This window comes from Cryobacterium sp. Y57 (assembly GCF_002929505.1).
Classification (GTDB): Bacteria; Actinomycetota; Actinomycetes; order Actinomycetales; family Microbacteriaceae; genus Cryobacterium.
Genome location: NZ_PJJL01000062.1, coordinates 107,114 through 122,047 on the forward strand (window position 1 = coordinate 107,114; position 14,934 = coordinate 122,047).

A 14,934-nucleotide genomic window follows, 5' to 3' on the forward strand; every position below is an offset into this window, starting at 1 on the left:
AACTTTCCGAGTATGCCACATGAAGGAGTGGTCTTCCAAACTGAGCACACGCGGCGCGCCGTAGCGGCTGCCGATCATTCAAGAAAGTGGATGCTGTTGCGCCACGACTCGAATCGGGGTTAGCTCAGGGCATGAAACTGACCAAGCTGGAGCATGCTGCCCTGATCATCGAACTCGCCGGCAAGAAGCTCTACATCGACCCGGGTTCGTTCACCACTGCACTTTCGCGCACGGCCGGCACCGTGGCCGTAGTCATCACCCACGAACACGCCGACCACTGGACCCCGGAACAACTGGGCCGCATCATCGAAATGAACTCCGATCTGCGCATCTTTGCGCCGGCTGGCGTTACGCGCGCCATTGCCGCTTTCAACGCTGATCTCGAAATCACGACGGTGCAGGCCGGTGACGTGATAGGAGTCGACCCGTTCACCCTGCGTTTCTTCGGCGCCACCCATGCGGTGATCCATGAATCGATCCCGGTTATCGACAACGTCGGAGTTCTCGTCAATGACGAGCTCTACTACGCCGGTGACGCTTTCACCATTCCCGAGGGGGTCGAGGTCGGCACGCTCGCCGTTCCGGCCGCGGCGCCATGGATGAAAATCAGCGAGGCGATGGACTATATTTTCGCGATCAAACCCAAGCGCAGCTTTCCCACCCATGAGATGCTGCTCTCTCGCGCCGGGAAAGACCTGTCCAATGCGAGATTCCAGAATGTCACCCAACTCAGCGGTGGTGAGTTTTTTCCCCTTGAACCGGGCGACAGCCTTGACCTGTAGACCGACTAGGGGCGCAGCATCCTCTGGGAAACGGCCCGCTGTCAGTAAATGTGCAGTGACTGCAATTTAGAGTGCAGTTATTGCACGTGTGGCCTGTGAGGTCACCAGGAGCGAGGGATGCGCGATGGACTCCGAGTGGGTAATTGATGCACAAGGCCTGGAAAAATCCTATGGGTCGGGTACGAGCCGGTTCGACGCGCTGAAAGGGGTGTCCGTTCAGATCAAGACCGGGGAGACCGTGGCGATCGTCGGAAAGAGCGGGTCCGGTAAGTCGACCCTCATGCACCTGCTCGCCCTGCTCGACGAGCCCGATAAGGGGTCGTTACAGGTTGCCGGCGCAGACGCCAAGTCACTCTCCAAGCGCGCGGTCAACGAGCTGCGCAACAAGGAGCTCGGCTTCGTCTTTCAGCAGTTCTTTCTCACCCCCAACGTGAGCGTGCTCGACAACGTCATTCTGCCGCTCAAGATTGCCGGCATGGGCGTCAAGGAACGTCGCCGTCGCGGCATGGAAGTTCTCGAACAGCTCGAACTGGCCGACAAAGCCAGCAACAAGGCCACGACCCTGTCGGGCGGCCAAAAGCAGCGCGTCGTGATCGGTCGCGCCCTGGTGAATACACCACGGGTGATCTTCGCCGACGAACCCACCGGAAACCTTGACACCGCCACCGGCACCGTAGTCGAAGACATCCTGTTCGAGCTCAATCGCAGCCAGGGCATCACGCTCGTCATCGTCACCCACGACGAGGAACTCGCCGCCCGCTGCGACCGCCAGATCTATATTCGCGACGGACTGGTCGTGTCTCACGCCGGTCCGATGCACACCGGGGCGCACGCGCTGCACACCCCCGAAGCGCTGACCACCGCCGGAGGCGCAGCATGAGAGCCCAAGACCTCGTCACCACCGCGATCTCCAACACTTTTCGCAGCAAGCTTCGCACGACGCTGACCGTTCTGGCCATCTTCGTCGGAGCCTTCACTCTCACACTCACCAATGCCGTCGGCGCCGGCGTCAGCCAGTATGTCGACGCTCAGGTAGGCGCCCTCGGCTCCCCCGACGTGTTTATCATCACGCAGGCGACTGACGCCACGACAGCCGGCGACGGCCCGGTCAAGTACGACCCGAAGAGTTCAGCCTCTGTCTCCAGCCAACAGGGTCCGCCCGGCACGACAACCAAAGCGCTGACAGACTCCGACCTCACCAAGATTGGCGAGACCGCGGGCATTGTGTCGGTCGATCCGATTCGCGCAGTTCAGCCCGACTACATCGAGTCCGGCACCGGTTCGCAGTACGAGTTCAGCATCAACGCCACCTCCGCCGTCACCACGGCCGACCTCACAGCTGGTGCGCAACTCGACGGCGGCGCCAGTGACGCGCAACTCGTACTGCCTGACACCTTCGTGACCCCGCTCGGGTTCGCGTCGGCGGACGACGCGGTGGGGGCATCCGTGTCGATTGGCATCACCGACATTCTCGGCGCGAAGCACACCGTGCAGGCCACCGTCGTCGGCGTCTCGCTCGAGAGCCTGCTTGCTGCGGGCGCCGGAGCCAACGACGCGCTGATTGCCGCGCTGGCCGACGCGCAGTCCGGCGGCATCGCCACCGCCGTCACGAGTTACGGCGTAGCTGTGGCTCACTTCGACACAAGCCTGTCAGCGGATGCTGTCACCGCCCTCAAAGCTGACCTCGCCACCCAGAATTACACCGCGCGCACCATCGCAGACCAGCTGGGCGCCGTGCAGACGGTGATCAACGGCATCGTCGGGGTGCTCAACGCTTTCGCCGTCATTGCTCTGATCGCGGCGGCATTCGGCATTATCAACACCCTGCTGATGAGCGTGCAGGAGCGCACCCGTGAGATCGGCCTGATGAAGGCCATGGGCATGAGCGGCGGCAAGGTCTACACCCTGTTCAGCCTTGAAGCGGTCGTCATCGGATTCCTCGGCAGCGCCATCGGTGCCGGTGTGGCGATCGGGCTCGGCTCCGCCTTGAGCGCCGTCCTGTCGCAGGGGTTGCTCTCGGGGTTACCGGGATTGAACATTCTCTTGTTTGAGCCGGCATCTGTGGCTTTCGTCATCCTGCTGGTCATGGCGATCGCCTTCCTCTCTGGCACCCTGCCGGCTCAGCGGGCGGCAAAGCAGAACCCGATCGAGTCGCTGCGATACGAGTAGCACCCCTGAGCAACAGGACGAGGCATGACCGACACCCCCACGCCACGCACCTAGGCACCCGTGCGCCCGCACACTCGTGAAGACAAGCATCATAAAACGAAGCTGCGAGTGGAACAAAGTGCCGTCAGCCTCGTTCTGGAACACGGTTTCGACAACGTCACCGTGGATATGATCTGCAGCCGGAGTGGCATTTCCCAGCGCACCTTCTTCAACTATTTCAACACGAAGAACGCTGCCATCATCGGTACAGACTCGCCCACCATCGATGAAAGTCGGGCCCGGGCATTCATCGCCGCCCCCGGAGATGATCTGCTGCCCGATGTGCTCATGCTGATGAGCGCGATCGGCCCACGTGATGGCATCGACGAGCACCTCTTCACCGACCGACTGCGAATTTTCGGGCTGCATCCAGAGCTCATGCAGATGCAGATGGAGCGGATGACCCGGATCATCTCCGAGGTCGCCGGGCTGGTCTACCTACGCCTCGGCCGCGGGGCCACCGGCGACGCCGAGAATGATGTTACCCGGGCTTTTCGCCACGGGCAGGCCGAACTGCTCACGCATGCCATGGTGGGCGTCGAACGTTTCATGGCCATCCAATCGATTCCCGCTCAGGCGTGCCAGGCCGCGTCTGCCGCCGACGGTGAACCCGAGTCCGGAGCCGACGCCCGCCCGAGCACGGCTGACCAGCACGTGGTTCTTACCCTGGCCGAGTCGCTCAACCGATCCGTCGAGCTGCTCCGCCGCACGCTGGTCCTGCCCAGCCAGAAGGTGCGGCCCGATGCACGGGTCACTGCTCGTGGTCGGATTCCCGGGGCAACCACTTCAATAGAGCCGCCCGCAGTTTGGCTAGGTGTAGCGGGCGTATGAGGTAGTCGTTCATGCCGACCGCACGGGTGTGGTCGGCATCGCCGCGCACCGCGCTGGCGGTCATGGCCAGGATCGGCACATGTACCCCCGGCCCCTCTGCCGCTCGAATGGCCGTGGCCAATTCGAAGCCGTTCAGCTGTGGCATTTGGAGGTCAGTGATCACCAGGTGGTAATCACCCGTTGTCCATTGTGCGAGGGCTAGAGCGCCGTTGTCCCGTAAGTCAGCCTCGTATCCGAGTAGGTTCAGCTGCCACAAAATGAGCTTTTGATGGGTCGGATTGCCTCCAGCTACAAGAATACGAGTGGCATCCGGGGCGCGAAGTGTCGTCGGTCGTGTCCCTACGGGAAAATCCTCAACTGTTGACCAGTCTCGTCGCGTGAAGCCGGAAGACGACTCCTTCGGCCTCGAAAGGTTGCCTATTATTGAATATATTTCCTCCGCCGCGTCCTCGTCGCCGGCCCGCGGCAGAAGCCAGTTGATCGCGTCCTGAAGTTCCTGATAGTGCAGCGGCTTGGTGATGTAAGCGTCACAAGCAGCCTGACGCGCCCGGTCCTGATCCCGAGACATCGCCATCGCTGTCAGGGCGATGACCGGAATTTCGGCGGTGGCAGGATCGCTCTTCAGCAGAGCAGTAGCGGTGAACCCGTCCATGTCCGGCAGCTGGATATCCATCAGAATCAGATCTGGCAGTTCAACCCGAGCGAGCAACAGACCGCTCTCAGCATCGACGGCCTCAAATGTCGAGTGGCCAGCCCGGCGCACCAGCAGCGCGGCGAGTTTCATATTGATGTGGTTGTCTTCAATGATGAGAATTCTGGCCACATCGCTACCTACCTGTCGGGTCGTCGCGAAGTTCGCCCGACTGCAAAGCGCGCTTGACCTCGGCTATGAAGGACGTTCGGTTGAAGTTCTCCGTACCGAGCACGCGCACCGGCTGGCTCGGATCGCTGTCGACCGCCGCTGATTCCTGCTTGGTGAGTGGCTTGCCGGACACGATCAACACGGGGATATGTTCGGTAGTCTCATCGCTTTGCAACGCCAACACAACCTCGTAGCCGCTAAACCCTTCCATCATGAGATTGAGCAACACCAGGTCAGGGTGCAAGCGTTGCGCCATCTCGATGGCCGCGTCTTTCGTGAACGCGCGTTCAACTACATAATCCGGGCGGGTCAGAAAGCGTGCGATCACATCGACAGTTTCGGGGTCATCGTCGGCGACCAGAACGCAGCGGGTGCGCCGAGCGTCAGGGCTGAGGTCGAGCGCCTGCAACGACTGCTGCAGCGCATGTCGGCTGATCGGCTTCTCCAGTACGGCGGCCGCGCCGTGCGTCAAGGCCAGGCTCACATCGGTGTCGCCCGCAATGATCACGATCGGAACGGCGGCAAGATCCGAGAACTCGTGCAGGCGAATCAAAAAACCCCAACCGTCCATTCCCGGCAGACGAATGTCGAGGGTTATGAGGCTGAGACGTTGTTTCGGGGCAAGGTTCAAACCCTCTTCACCGCTCCGCGCGATGATGACCCGAAACTCTTCAGCCTCCAACAAAAGCCGCAGAACTTCGGCCCCTTTGGCGTCGTCTTCAATAACGAGAACAACGTGCTTGTCGGTGTACTCCTCGCCTGCGGGCACGTGCTGAAGGCTCTCGGCCACATCGGAAAGAATCTGTGTCGGCGTATCCGCTGATTCCACCCCTGAGTCGCTTGTGCGCTGCTGCGTGCACCCAACCTCGTCGCCCTCGTTTTCTCCGGTGGGGACCTCTTCCGGCACCGCTTTCACCAATTCGCCGACAGTGGGCAACCTTTCGTTTCCCCCCGCACTCGCCTCGCCACCGAGGCCGCGATGCGCCGAAGCTATGGATTGGACGTCCGGGCCGGGAGCTGGTTCCGACGTTTCCGATGCTTCCGACATTCTGATGGAACTCGTTTTTTTTTGCTCCCCGCCTGGCCAAGCTGGCGCCTGGTCATCGGTTGCGCCCAGGGGAAGCCAGATGGCAAAACTGGATCCCTCGCCGGTCTCGCTGGCTACAGCAACCGTACCTCCCTGCAACTCCACCATCTGCTTGACCGTGGCGAGTCCAAGTCCGGTCCCTCCGAACTTGCGCGCCAAGGTGCTGTCGATCTGGCTGAAAGCGAGAAAGAGTTTGGACAGATTTTCACGTGAGATGCCAATACCCGTATCGTCGACGCGAATTTCCAGAAAATCACCGACGTCGCTCTTCGGAAGCGGAAAATCATGCACCGGTCGGGTGCCGGCGATTTTACCCGCCGCGCTGCGCGGCACCCTTCTCGCTATGAGTGTGACCGCACCAAGGTCAGGCGTGAACTTGACGGCATTGGACAACAGGTTGTAGACGATTTGCTTGGTTTTGCGTCGGTCGAGCAGTGGCATCCCCAGATCCTTCGCCCCGTCGAATACCAGGTGCAGTCCATGAACCAGAGCGTCTTCTCGCACGATCAACAGGCTTTGCTCCAACAGCGACTGCACATCGACCGATTCCAGCTCAATGTCCATTACCCCCGCTTCGACTTTGGACAAATCGAGGATGTCATTGATCAGCGACAGAAGGTGGTGCCCGCTGGAATAAATGTCTCCGATGTACTCACGCTGAGTTGCGGTGATCTCCCCGATGAGTCCGTCCTTGAGAGCCTCCGAAAAGCCGATGATGGCGTTCAAGGGAGTGCGCAGTTCGTGAGACATCGTTGCCAGGAACTCCGTTTTCATGCGGCTGGCGTGTTCCAACTCGATGTTCGTCTTCTGCAGTGCTCGCTCGAAGCGCTTGCGCTCTGTCACATCACGGGCCGACGCAAAAACACCCTGCACCACTCGATCCCGATCGTAGAACGTCGCGGCGTTGTACGACACATCAGTCTCATCGCCGTCTATGGAGCGCACCGTCAGTTCGTAATCACTTACCTTGCTCTCGGTCAGAGCACGTTTGATGGCCGCGTCCGCCCGGCACGGGTCTGTGAAGAAATTGCGGCACGGGGCACCTATGAGTTCGTCCCTGGTGCGCCCAGTGAGCTTGATCATCTGCTGGTTCACATCAGAGATAACCCCCCTGGTGTCGGTCATCATAAGCGCGTCGATATTCGATTCGATGAGCGACCGAGTGTAGAACTGTTGATCGCGCAGTCGTTGGTCAAGAAGAGATTGGGCCATCGATGCCTGGTTGCGCGATGTGTTGTCGGTACTGATCAACAGATATCCGATGATCTCCGCGTCGCCGTCACGTAACGCGGTAACCGACACCGTCGTCGGAAAGCGGCTACCATCTCGTCGAATCGTTGTCAGCTCATAGATATCTTCGATTCCCCGGCTCGCCTTGTAGACCAAGGCTTCGAAGCCGGGTTGGATTTTACTGCCGAATTCGACGCTCAATTGCGCTGCTCGCGCGATGATTTCGTCGGGGTCGTGCATATCTCCTGGTACACCCGTGTTCACTATGTCTTCGGGCGCGTAACCGAGCATGCGTTGCGCGCCCACGTTGAAGATTTGGATGACTCCCTTGGCGTCGGTAGCGACGCACGCAAAATTAGCGCTGTTGAAGATGGCATGCTGCAGGCTCACCGTTTGTTCCAGCATGTTCTTGTGGGCGACATCCTTTTGCGCACTCGAATACTCGTTGCTGGTCAGAGTCGGCTCTTCAGCGCTCATTCCGTCGTGACTAGACGTTCGGGAGTCGTCCTCACCGCGGGGTTGTGTCATGTCGGTCACGCCCTCTGTGATCTATCGCTTCGCCAAGTGCGATTCGTGCCGTGAATCAGCTTGCAGTTCGGTCTAGCGACACGCGGTCTGTTTGTTCGCCGAGCTTTAATGCTGCGAGATGACCCGGAATTCGCTTGGATTAAATCTATATCATGAGACACCCTCATATGTCCCCTGATTGGGGGTGGTCGAAAATGCCGGCCCGGGCGAAAAAGTTAGGGTTCGGCGCAAGCCGAACCCTAACGTCAAATGCCCTGATGCCCGGTTAGTAGATCGAGGTCACCACGACCTTGCCGTCGACGACGTTGACTTCAGCGGTGATCGTGAGGTGATTCTCATTGGTCTCATGGCGGACCTCGGTGGAAAACCCGTAGTTCACGTCGTAGTCCATATTCACGACACCGTAGGTGTCGGTGGAGACCGTCAAGCCACCATCCTGGTACGACACATCCACGGTGAGGTCCGGCGCTGTAACGAGGGTGTAGACCACGTTGGAGTAGTACGAAGAGATGTATCCCATGTTCGGGCAGTCGTCAGACGCGGCATCTCCTGCGGCAAGGCAGGTCGTGATGAGTGTGTTCACGGCTGCCAGGGCAGCGGCTTCGTACGTCGCCGTTGGGGTGGCCGTGAACGCGTCGTCGCTCGATTCGAACTCTCCGTACCCCCCGAGCAGCCCGCTCATGACATAGGTCACCGATGTTTCTTCGAAGTAGTCCGTGGCTGGAATGGTCACTTCGTAGGTGCCGGGAAAGGCCGGAAGGGTCAGCCCGTCGTTCTTCGTTGTACCGACTGACAAGCCGTTCGCCTCGAGCGACACATCATTCAGTCTGGCCGGTGTGTAGACGTCGATCTGGCCAGGCTCGGCGTTCAGAATGAACCAGTTATCGGCGATCAGCCAGTCGGTGCTCGTGCGGGTGAGCTTCAGCACGGAAGTATCAGAAACTCCGCCCTGTTTAAAGTGCACCTCGATCTGGGCAACATCCTCGGTGATGGTGACATCTGAAATAGCGGCGTCTTCGATGCGATTCGTCGCCAGGCCGAAGATTTCATTGGAGAGCATGCCGTCACCGGTATCCGCTGAGGACCCGAGCAGTTTCAGAGCCGTCGTGGCGTTGCCCTTTTCCAACGCGTCGAGGTACGCGTTCGCAACATTCTGCGGGCCAAAGACCTAGGAACGCACAATACCGCCAGCCACACTTGCCGCGATGATGAGCAGTGCAGCGGCACCGACGACGATGGCGCCGATCTTCACTCGCTTCGCGGTGGCCGGAGACAAGGTATTGGCTGCGAACGGGAGGGGTGTCGCACCCGGCTGGCCGGCCGCGCTGAGATCGGCAGTGACGGGATAGGCAGCGACCGGATAGGCAGTGGCGGGATCGACGTTGTAAGCCGTCCCTGTCGCAAGCAAGGGCAGGCCGACTGCGACGGTGCCCACCGGCAGGAGCGGTGCCGTCGGCACAACGGGCAACAGGCGTTCCTGACCCGATAGCTTGACGAGGGCGCCGATTACCCCCGGCGTCGCATAGGCCAAGATAATCGGTGCGACAAAGCGCGTCAGTGCCTCGATAGCAGCACCCCAGATTGCGAAGATCAGAAAGGTCCACGCAGCGGGTCCGAACATTCCCGACGCCGAGGCATTCTCCGGTGCAGTCATCGACGCCGTAAATAGAGCGCTGCCAAGAAGCTGCAGCACTAAACCGAAGACCATGTACGTAGCGATGGTAGCCAGCCACGACAACGGCGCCGGGCGCACTCGATTGCGACGAACGGCTAGCAATAGCGAGGCGACGACCGCCAGAATCAGGGCGAGCAGCACGATGAGCCAGATATAGCCGGTGATACCGTCGCTGAATACAGAGAGGTTTTGCTGTGCCGGCTCGTTGGATGCGCCGCCCAGGTTGGCCAGCACCCGATCCAGGTCACCGAGATCGGCGGAGAAAGCGCCGAACATGCCGATCACGACGGCATTGATGGCGAAGGTAAGCAGAAAGAGGGGAAGTACCCCGACATATTCGTCGGCCGCGGACAGCGGGACCAGAACAGCAAGCGCGACCGCCAGCACGGCGATGAACGCGCCGAGGTGCAGGCTCGCGATCCGCGCAGTGCCCCCCGGTAGCAAGGATGCGCGAACGAGAAGACGCGACCATCCGTCCGTGGCCTGCAGCCGGGCTACGTAGGAGACGGCGAATCCAAGGATGAGCGCGCCGAAGAACGAACCGACGGATGCCGCGGAAGTTGCGCCGACAGGAATCTCCAACTGCAGATCGTGGAACTGCACTGGGAGCACCGCGGCCAGCACGGTCACTCCGATGGCGAGCGTGAGCCCGGACACGGCCGACAGAATGAGGGCTGAGGAGCCCTGCCAGACGCCGCGCCCCACGAAACGACTGGAAAGATAGGTGCCGGCCAGTAGAGCGGCAAGTACCAGCAGCGGCAGCACTCCCACAGTGACACCGCCGGCGAAGGAGATCATGTACTCAACTTCTGCCGCCGCGCCAAGCTGGCCGAACGTTGCCACGGCAACCAACTGCACGGGACACTGCTGAAATCACCACATGTACCTAGCCGCTATGGGCGCCTCCAACGCGACATGGTGTCGAATCTGCGCTATACCACGACGCCACGAGGTTGACTTCTATGATGGGGTCATGAAGACGGTCGCGGTGTACAGCACCAAGGGTGGGGTCGGCAAGACAACGACAGCGGTCAATCTCGCCTGGGAGGCGTCCCACGAATGCCGAGTGCTGCTGTGGGACCTGGACCCGCAGGGCGCTGCGACGTATCTCCTCAACGTCAAGGCAAAGGTCAAAGGCGGCGTGGAATCTCTGATTCAGGGCAAAAGCCACGTGAATGCTGTCATCCGGCCGACCGCGTACAAAAACCTCGATGTGCTCCCAGCGGATGACACCTATCGAAATCTGGACCTGTTCCTTGACTCAGCTAAAAAGTCGACGCAGCGTATCGCCAAGGTGCTGGAGTCGATCTCGAACCAATACGATGTCGTGATTCTCGATTGCCCGCCCGGGGCGTCCCTCGTGGCGGAGAACGCACTCCACGCGGCCGATCTTGCCGTGGTCCCCCTTGTACCGTCACCGCTTTCGCTACGTTCACTGGCCCAGGTCAACGAGATCATCGCGGCATCGGACCGGCCGCCCAAAGTGTTCGCATTTCTTTCGATGGTGGACCGCCGCAAACTGGTGCACCGCTCTACCGCGGAGGCGTTGCCGCGCGAACACCCCGAGGTGATCGACCTCGTCGTTCCCGCGACCGTCGTGATCGAACGGATGTGCAGCGAACGCGCCCCGATCGGAACATACGCACCGGGCACTGAGGCCGCTCAGGTATTCGCCCAGCTCTGGGGGTACGTTCGTGCCTCGTCGAAAATCAAGGTAAGCGCGCGACGTGGGTAAGACGTTGCGCTAGAGCGAATCGACGCTAGGCCGCTCGTGGAGGCGCGTTTCGCTCTGCGCGCAGAAGCGACCGGGCTGCGTGTTCGACCAACACCGGGATGAAGTCCCGGATGGGTTTGTCAGAGAGGGAAGCGTGGCACGCCGTCACGACCGCTTTCACCCGATCCGGGGGCAGATCGGCATACCTGACCTCAAGCCGGCGAACCATATCGTCGACCGCATTTTTTTCCTGCTTTGAGTCCATAGCTCATTGTGCCTGTATTCCGTGCTGTTCATAACCAGAATCTCCACCCTGGGTCGAGCGCGATGATGCCGACAGTTAAATTTGCTCACCGAGCGCAGAGTCCTAAGCCTGAAGGCACTCGGCGAGCTCGCTGAGATTTGAAACGGTGTAATCCGGTGTCGCAAAGTAGTTCGGATAGGGTGCAGCGGTTCGGTTCAGCCAGGCGGTGCGCAGGCCCGCCTGGGCTGCCCCATGGATGTCCCAGGGGTGCACGGCGACCAGGAGCATGTCGGCTGGTCGAACTCCGAGAACCTCCGCCGCATACCGGTAGGCGGAACCGACTGGTTTCCAGTGCGGGGCATCCTCGACGGTGAGAAGAGCCTCGAAGTCAGTGCGAATCGCCGCCGTGGTCAGCATGTTCTGGGCCAGCTGCGCGGACCCGTTGGAGAGGGTTGCGAGGCGACATCCGGCATGCTTGAGCGCTCGCACTCCGTCTGCGACGTCCGGGTGCAGTTTCAATGCCCCGAGGCCGTCCAAGACGTGGCTTATTGCCTCGTCGATGGTGCTGGTCAGGGCAACGTCGCGGAACAAAGTTCGCAGGATCTCCGCGCCCGCCACGGAGAATTTCACGCTGCCCCCAGAGGCGGCAAGGGCGAATCCGTCCCGCAGCACGGATGCAAACCAAATGCGGGCCAGGTAGCCCGGAGCACCGACTTCTACGAAGCGATCCTCCATCGGAGACATGTCGGAGAGGGTTTCATTGACATCAAAAACTATCACCGGCGTGGCTGCATTCATGGTGGACTCCTCAAGGTTGGTCAATGTACCAGCTGCTGTGAACCGACCGGTCCGGCCTGGGCCCCAGCACGAAGATAAACGAGCGTTGTGCTTGCGATCTTACCGAACGCCCCCATTCCTCCCATCGTCGCCGCCTGGTCATCTCCATCCGTGGCGCCAGCATCGCCCTGATCTGATAGCGAGGCTTTTCAATCATTTGGCCATGTTAGAAAACGGAACAATCTTGTTCAAACGCTGCCCAAATGCTGCCCAAATGCTGCGACGATCGCAGATTACCCGATGGCGTCCGTCAGAGGCGTCGCGGGTTCCCCGACGAGTTGAACAACGCGCAATTCTTGCAAGCTATTTGAAATAGGCGACGAGCCTGTCAGCTTAGGTCTGGGGCCATAATCATAATAGTGACGCGTCGAAGTTTTCCAGCGGTATAGCGCCGAATTCGCGCGAGTCGATGGATACAGCGCGGTTATCGCCGAGAACGAAGACGTGACCTGCCGGGACGGTGACTGGGCCAAAATATGTCCCATCGATTCGACTGTGATCCACGAAGGGTTCACTGACTCGAACCCCATCCACGTACAGGATGGCATCGCGGATATCGACCCGCTGGCCTCCGACAGCGATCACTCGCTTGATCGTCGTGTGACCGTCCTTGGGGTTTTGGAAGACCGCGAGCCGCCCGGGGGTGAAAGCATCCGCTGTCGGCGCGGTCTTCAGCAGAAAAATTATGCTTCCGCGAAGAACTGTAGGTTCCATGCTGTTGGACGACACGACCAGCGGTTCGACAACCCACAAACGCAACCCTAAAAGCAAGGTCAACGTCACGATGACTGCCACCGTGACGCGAGCGCGCGTCGCGCTCGCACCACGGTGGCCAACCGTCATACTACGCCCCACTTCCATCTGGGTCAGGCTAGTCCGGTGTCCCATTGTGCCGGGGCCGCCGTTATCGGATTGTTCGTGATGGTATCTGCTGCGTCTTCGGGTCCAACCCGATACTGAACCATCATGTCGTGATCCTCATGCACGGTGTTGTGGCAGTGAATCATGTACCGACCGCTGTGTGGCCCGAACTTCATCAATACCTTCACTTTTTCCCCCTCACCCACATACACAAAGTCCTTCGAACCCTTCTCGTATGCGAACGGGGCCCGCCCGTTTCGGCTGAGAACTTGAAAGTCGATCAGGTGGATGTGCATGGGATGAAACCAGCCGCCGGATGAGTTCGCAAATTCCCAAATTTCGACCGCGTTCAGGTCTGGATTCGCCGCCACTTTGCGGAACTCGCTGGCGATAACATCTTGCCAAGTGACGCCGTCGATGGTCCACATGCCGTTCTTGCGCTTCACTCGGAAGGTGCGCTGAATCGTCGCCGCGGAAGGCTGGAGCGCTATGACGTCGCTGGGGGCAAGTTGCGCGGGAATCGTGTTCCAGGTGGGATCGGTCGTGTCGACCGTGTCCGGAACGACGTCGAAAGCCATGATCGAGTTCGTGAACTTGTAGTCGACATTGTTTTTGTTCGACAGGTTGCGCAGCACGATCCGTTGGCCCGGCGCGTATTTACGGAAGTCGATCAGGATTTCATAGCGCTCGGCCGGGGCGTGGCGCCAGCTCGCCACGGACTGGGATACCGGCATCAGCCCCCCGTCGGTGGCGACAACTGTGACGGGATCGCCCGTGCTGAGGGTCGGGCGCAGTGATCGGGAAATGCAGGCGTTCACGATGCGGAACCGGTACACGCGCTTCTTGACCTTCATGACCGGCCACGGCCTGCCGTTGACCAAAATCACATCGCCCCAGAGACCAGAGTGATCATTGTCGTCGAAACCCAGCGATCCGTCTTGAGCGAACATAGCGTCACTGATAGTCAGCGCTACGTCGAATTCTCCCTGGGGAAGGAGCGCCCGTTCAAGCGGATCGTGTAGGTGGTACTGCGCGGCCAGTCCGGAATAGACATTGCGCGCGGTGTTGTGCACTGCATGGTCGTGGTACCACAAGGTACGAGCCGGCTGAAAGTTGGGGTAAGAGTAATCCTTGCGAAAACCCACATTCGTGATGTCGCTCGCATAACCATCAAATTGCGGCAGGGATGCTGAGCCATGAAGATGAGTGGACGTGTAGAGCAGGTGTCCATCGAGCGGATGCGTGGCGGGTAGCTGGTTACGCACGCGCAGCACAGCCTTCGTCCCCTGTTCGACGCTGATGGTGGGTCCAGGGAAAATACCGTTATACCCAAGAATCGGGGTCTTCAGCCGGGGGAGAATAGCGGCGCTGGCTGCCACCTCCGCGACCGTGAAATACTGCACGGGCACCCCATCGACCGGGTCAATATCCGATCGATCAGGTCGCAAAATGGGCGCCTGAACGAACGGTGTTTGGAACGGTCGGGGCAACTCACGCGAATCGAGAGCACTTGCCGACTTTGCCTCAATGTCTTGCAGCGGAAGCGATAAAACACCGGCTCCCACCACTCCCAAACCACCCACCAAGAGAACTTGTCGCCGGGAAATCGTCATGCTTTTGTCCTTTCAAACGGATTTTAATGAAGTGCAGTAAGTACTCGTGACCTGAGGCCAGATTGAGTGTCACCGAACGATGTGACGTCCGGTACCGAGAGAGAGTCTGGCTCTCTGGTCGTCTTTCACAACCAGCGCAATGGCTTTGTTGGGTATCGACGGGATCACCCCGGTGATGCGAGCGACACCGCCAAGCGGTGAATCGTTATCGGTCATCGGGCTCAAAACAACGTCCTTGGACGGTAAGAAGACATGCCGAAAGCGTCCCGCTCCCGCCTTATGAAAACCTTGTATCGAAGTCTGCATCCGGTGATCACAAACCTGGACTGAATCCGACGCTGAACAATACAAGTCATCACTCGTGACCCCCAATATTGGGGCTGGATGATCATGGTTTCTCCAAGGTCCCGGGACGAGAGTGCACTTGTGTGTGAATTTCTCATGCATTCTCATAAGGAGTGA

At 59.8% G+C, this 14,934-nt stretch carries 14 protein-coding genes; 5 read left to right on the forward strand and 9 right to left on the reverse strand.

Features of this window, described 5'->3' with window-relative positions; genetic code table 11:
• Window positions 1-131: 131 nt before the first annotated feature.
• From CXY72_RS06925 to CXY72_RS06940, 4 genes are all read left to right on the forward strand, one after another.
• The gene (locus CXY72_RS06925) at window positions 132-782 is read left to right on the forward strand and encodes an MBL fold metallo-hydrolase (RefSeq protein WP_104126956.1); all 651 of its coding nucleotides are present in this window, start codon (window positions 132-134) and stop codon (window positions 780-782) included.
• Window positions 783-906: 124 nt separating this feature from the next.
• The gene (locus CXY72_RS06930; protein WP_104126957.1) at window positions 907-1,662 is read left to right on the forward strand and encodes an ABC transporter ATP-binding protein; all 756 of its coding nucleotides are present in this window, start codon (window positions 907-909) and stop codon (window positions 1,660-1,662) included.
• The gene (locus CXY72_RS06935; RefSeq protein ID WP_104126958.1) at window positions 1,659-2,951 is read left to right on the forward strand and encodes an ABC transporter permease; all 1,293 of its coding nucleotides are present in this window, start codon (window positions 1,659-1,661) and stop codon (window positions 2,949-2,951) included. Before CXY72_RS06930 ends, CXY72_RS06935 begins: the two co-directional genes overlap by 4 nt.
• Window positions 2,952-3,059: 108 nt before the next feature.
• The gene (locus CXY72_RS06940) at window positions 3,060-3,821 is read left to right on the forward strand and encodes a TetR family transcriptional regulator (RefSeq protein ID WP_199183975.1); all 762 of its coding nucleotides are present in this window, start codon (window positions 3,060-3,062) and stop codon (window positions 3,819-3,821) included.
• Here CXY72_RS06940 and CXY72_RS06945 read toward each other — a convergent pair.
• The 4 genes from CXY72_RS06945 to CXY72_RS06960 form a co-directional block, all read right to left on the reverse strand.
• On the reverse strand, window positions 3,742-4,644 hold the full coding sequence (locus CXY72_RS06945) for a response regulator (protein WP_104126960.1): 903 nt from the start codon (window positions 4,642-4,644) through the stop codon (window positions 3,742-3,744). The two genes, CXY72_RS06940 and CXY72_RS06945, sit on opposite strands and share 80 nt — an antisense overlap.
• Window positions 4,645-4,648: 4 nt before the next feature.
• Window positions 4,649-7,477, reverse strand: coding sequence for a response regulator (locus CXY72_RS06950; RefSeq protein ID WP_104126961.1), 2,829 nt, complete (start codon window positions 7,475-7,477; stop codon window positions 4,649-4,651).
• 316 nt (window positions 7,478-7,793) lie between these two features.
• The gene (locus CXY72_RS06955; RefSeq protein ID WP_104126962.1) at window positions 7,794-8,654 is read right to left on the reverse strand and encodes a hypothetical protein; all 861 of its coding nucleotides are present in this window, start codon (window positions 8,652-8,654) and stop codon (window positions 7,794-7,796) included.
• A gap of 42 nt (window positions 8,655-8,696) precedes the next feature.
• A complete protein-coding gene (locus CXY72_RS06960; RefSeq protein WP_104126963.1) occupies window positions 8,697-10,061 on the reverse strand; it encodes a hypothetical protein in 1,365 nt (454 codons plus the stop codon).
• Window positions 10,062-10,176: 115 nt separating this feature from the next.
• On the opposite strand from CXY72_RS06960, the gene CXY72_RS06965 reads away from it, so the two are divergent.
• Window positions 10,177-10,938 carry a ParA family protein gene (locus tag CXY72_RS06965; protein ID WP_104126964.1) on the forward strand — a complete coding sequence of 254 codons (762 nt, stop codon included), beginning with the start codon at window positions 10,177-10,179 and terminating at the stop codon, window positions 10,936-10,938.
• Window positions 10,939-10,963: 25 nt separating this feature from the next.
• Here the strand turns inward: CXY72_RS06965 and CXY72_RS20625 are convergent, their stop codons facing one another.
• The 5 genes from CXY72_RS20625 to CXY72_RS19510 all read right to left on the reverse strand — a co-directional run bounded on the left by CXY72_RS20625 (window position 10,964) and on the right by CXY72_RS19510 (window position 14,688).
• The gene (locus CXY72_RS20625; RefSeq protein WP_370446227.1) at window positions 10,964-11,182 is read right to left on the reverse strand and encodes a three-helix bundle dimerization domain-containing protein; all 219 of its coding nucleotides are present in this window, start codon (window positions 11,180-11,182) and stop codon (window positions 10,964-10,966) included.
• A 102-nt stretch (window positions 11,183-11,284) separates the two neighbouring features.
• Window positions 11,285-11,959 (reverse strand): haloacid dehalogenase type II, encoded by a 675-nt coding sequence (locus CXY72_RS06970; protein WP_104126965.1) that lies wholly within the window; start codon window positions 11,957-11,959, stop codon window positions 11,285-11,287.
• A 390-nt stretch (window positions 11,960-12,349) separates the two neighbouring features.
• A complete protein-coding gene (gene lepB / locus CXY72_RS06975) occupies window positions 12,350-12,841 on the reverse strand; it encodes a signal peptidase I (protein WP_104126966.1) in 492 nt (163 codons plus the stop codon).
• Window positions 12,842-12,864: 23 nt separating this feature from the next.
• The gene (locus CXY72_RS06980; RefSeq protein ID WP_104126967.1) at window positions 12,865-14,472 is read right to left on the reverse strand and encodes a multicopper oxidase family protein; all 1,608 of its coding nucleotides are present in this window, start codon (window positions 14,470-14,472) and stop codon (window positions 12,865-12,867) included.
• A 69-nt stretch (window positions 14,473-14,541) separates the two neighbouring features.
• Window positions 14,542-14,688, reverse strand: a complete 147-nt coding sequence (locus CXY72_RS19510) for a hypothetical protein (RefSeq protein WP_158252510.1) — start codon at window positions 14,686-14,688, stop codon at window positions 14,542-14,544.
• Between the last annotated feature and the right edge of the window lie 246 nt (window positions 14,689-14,934).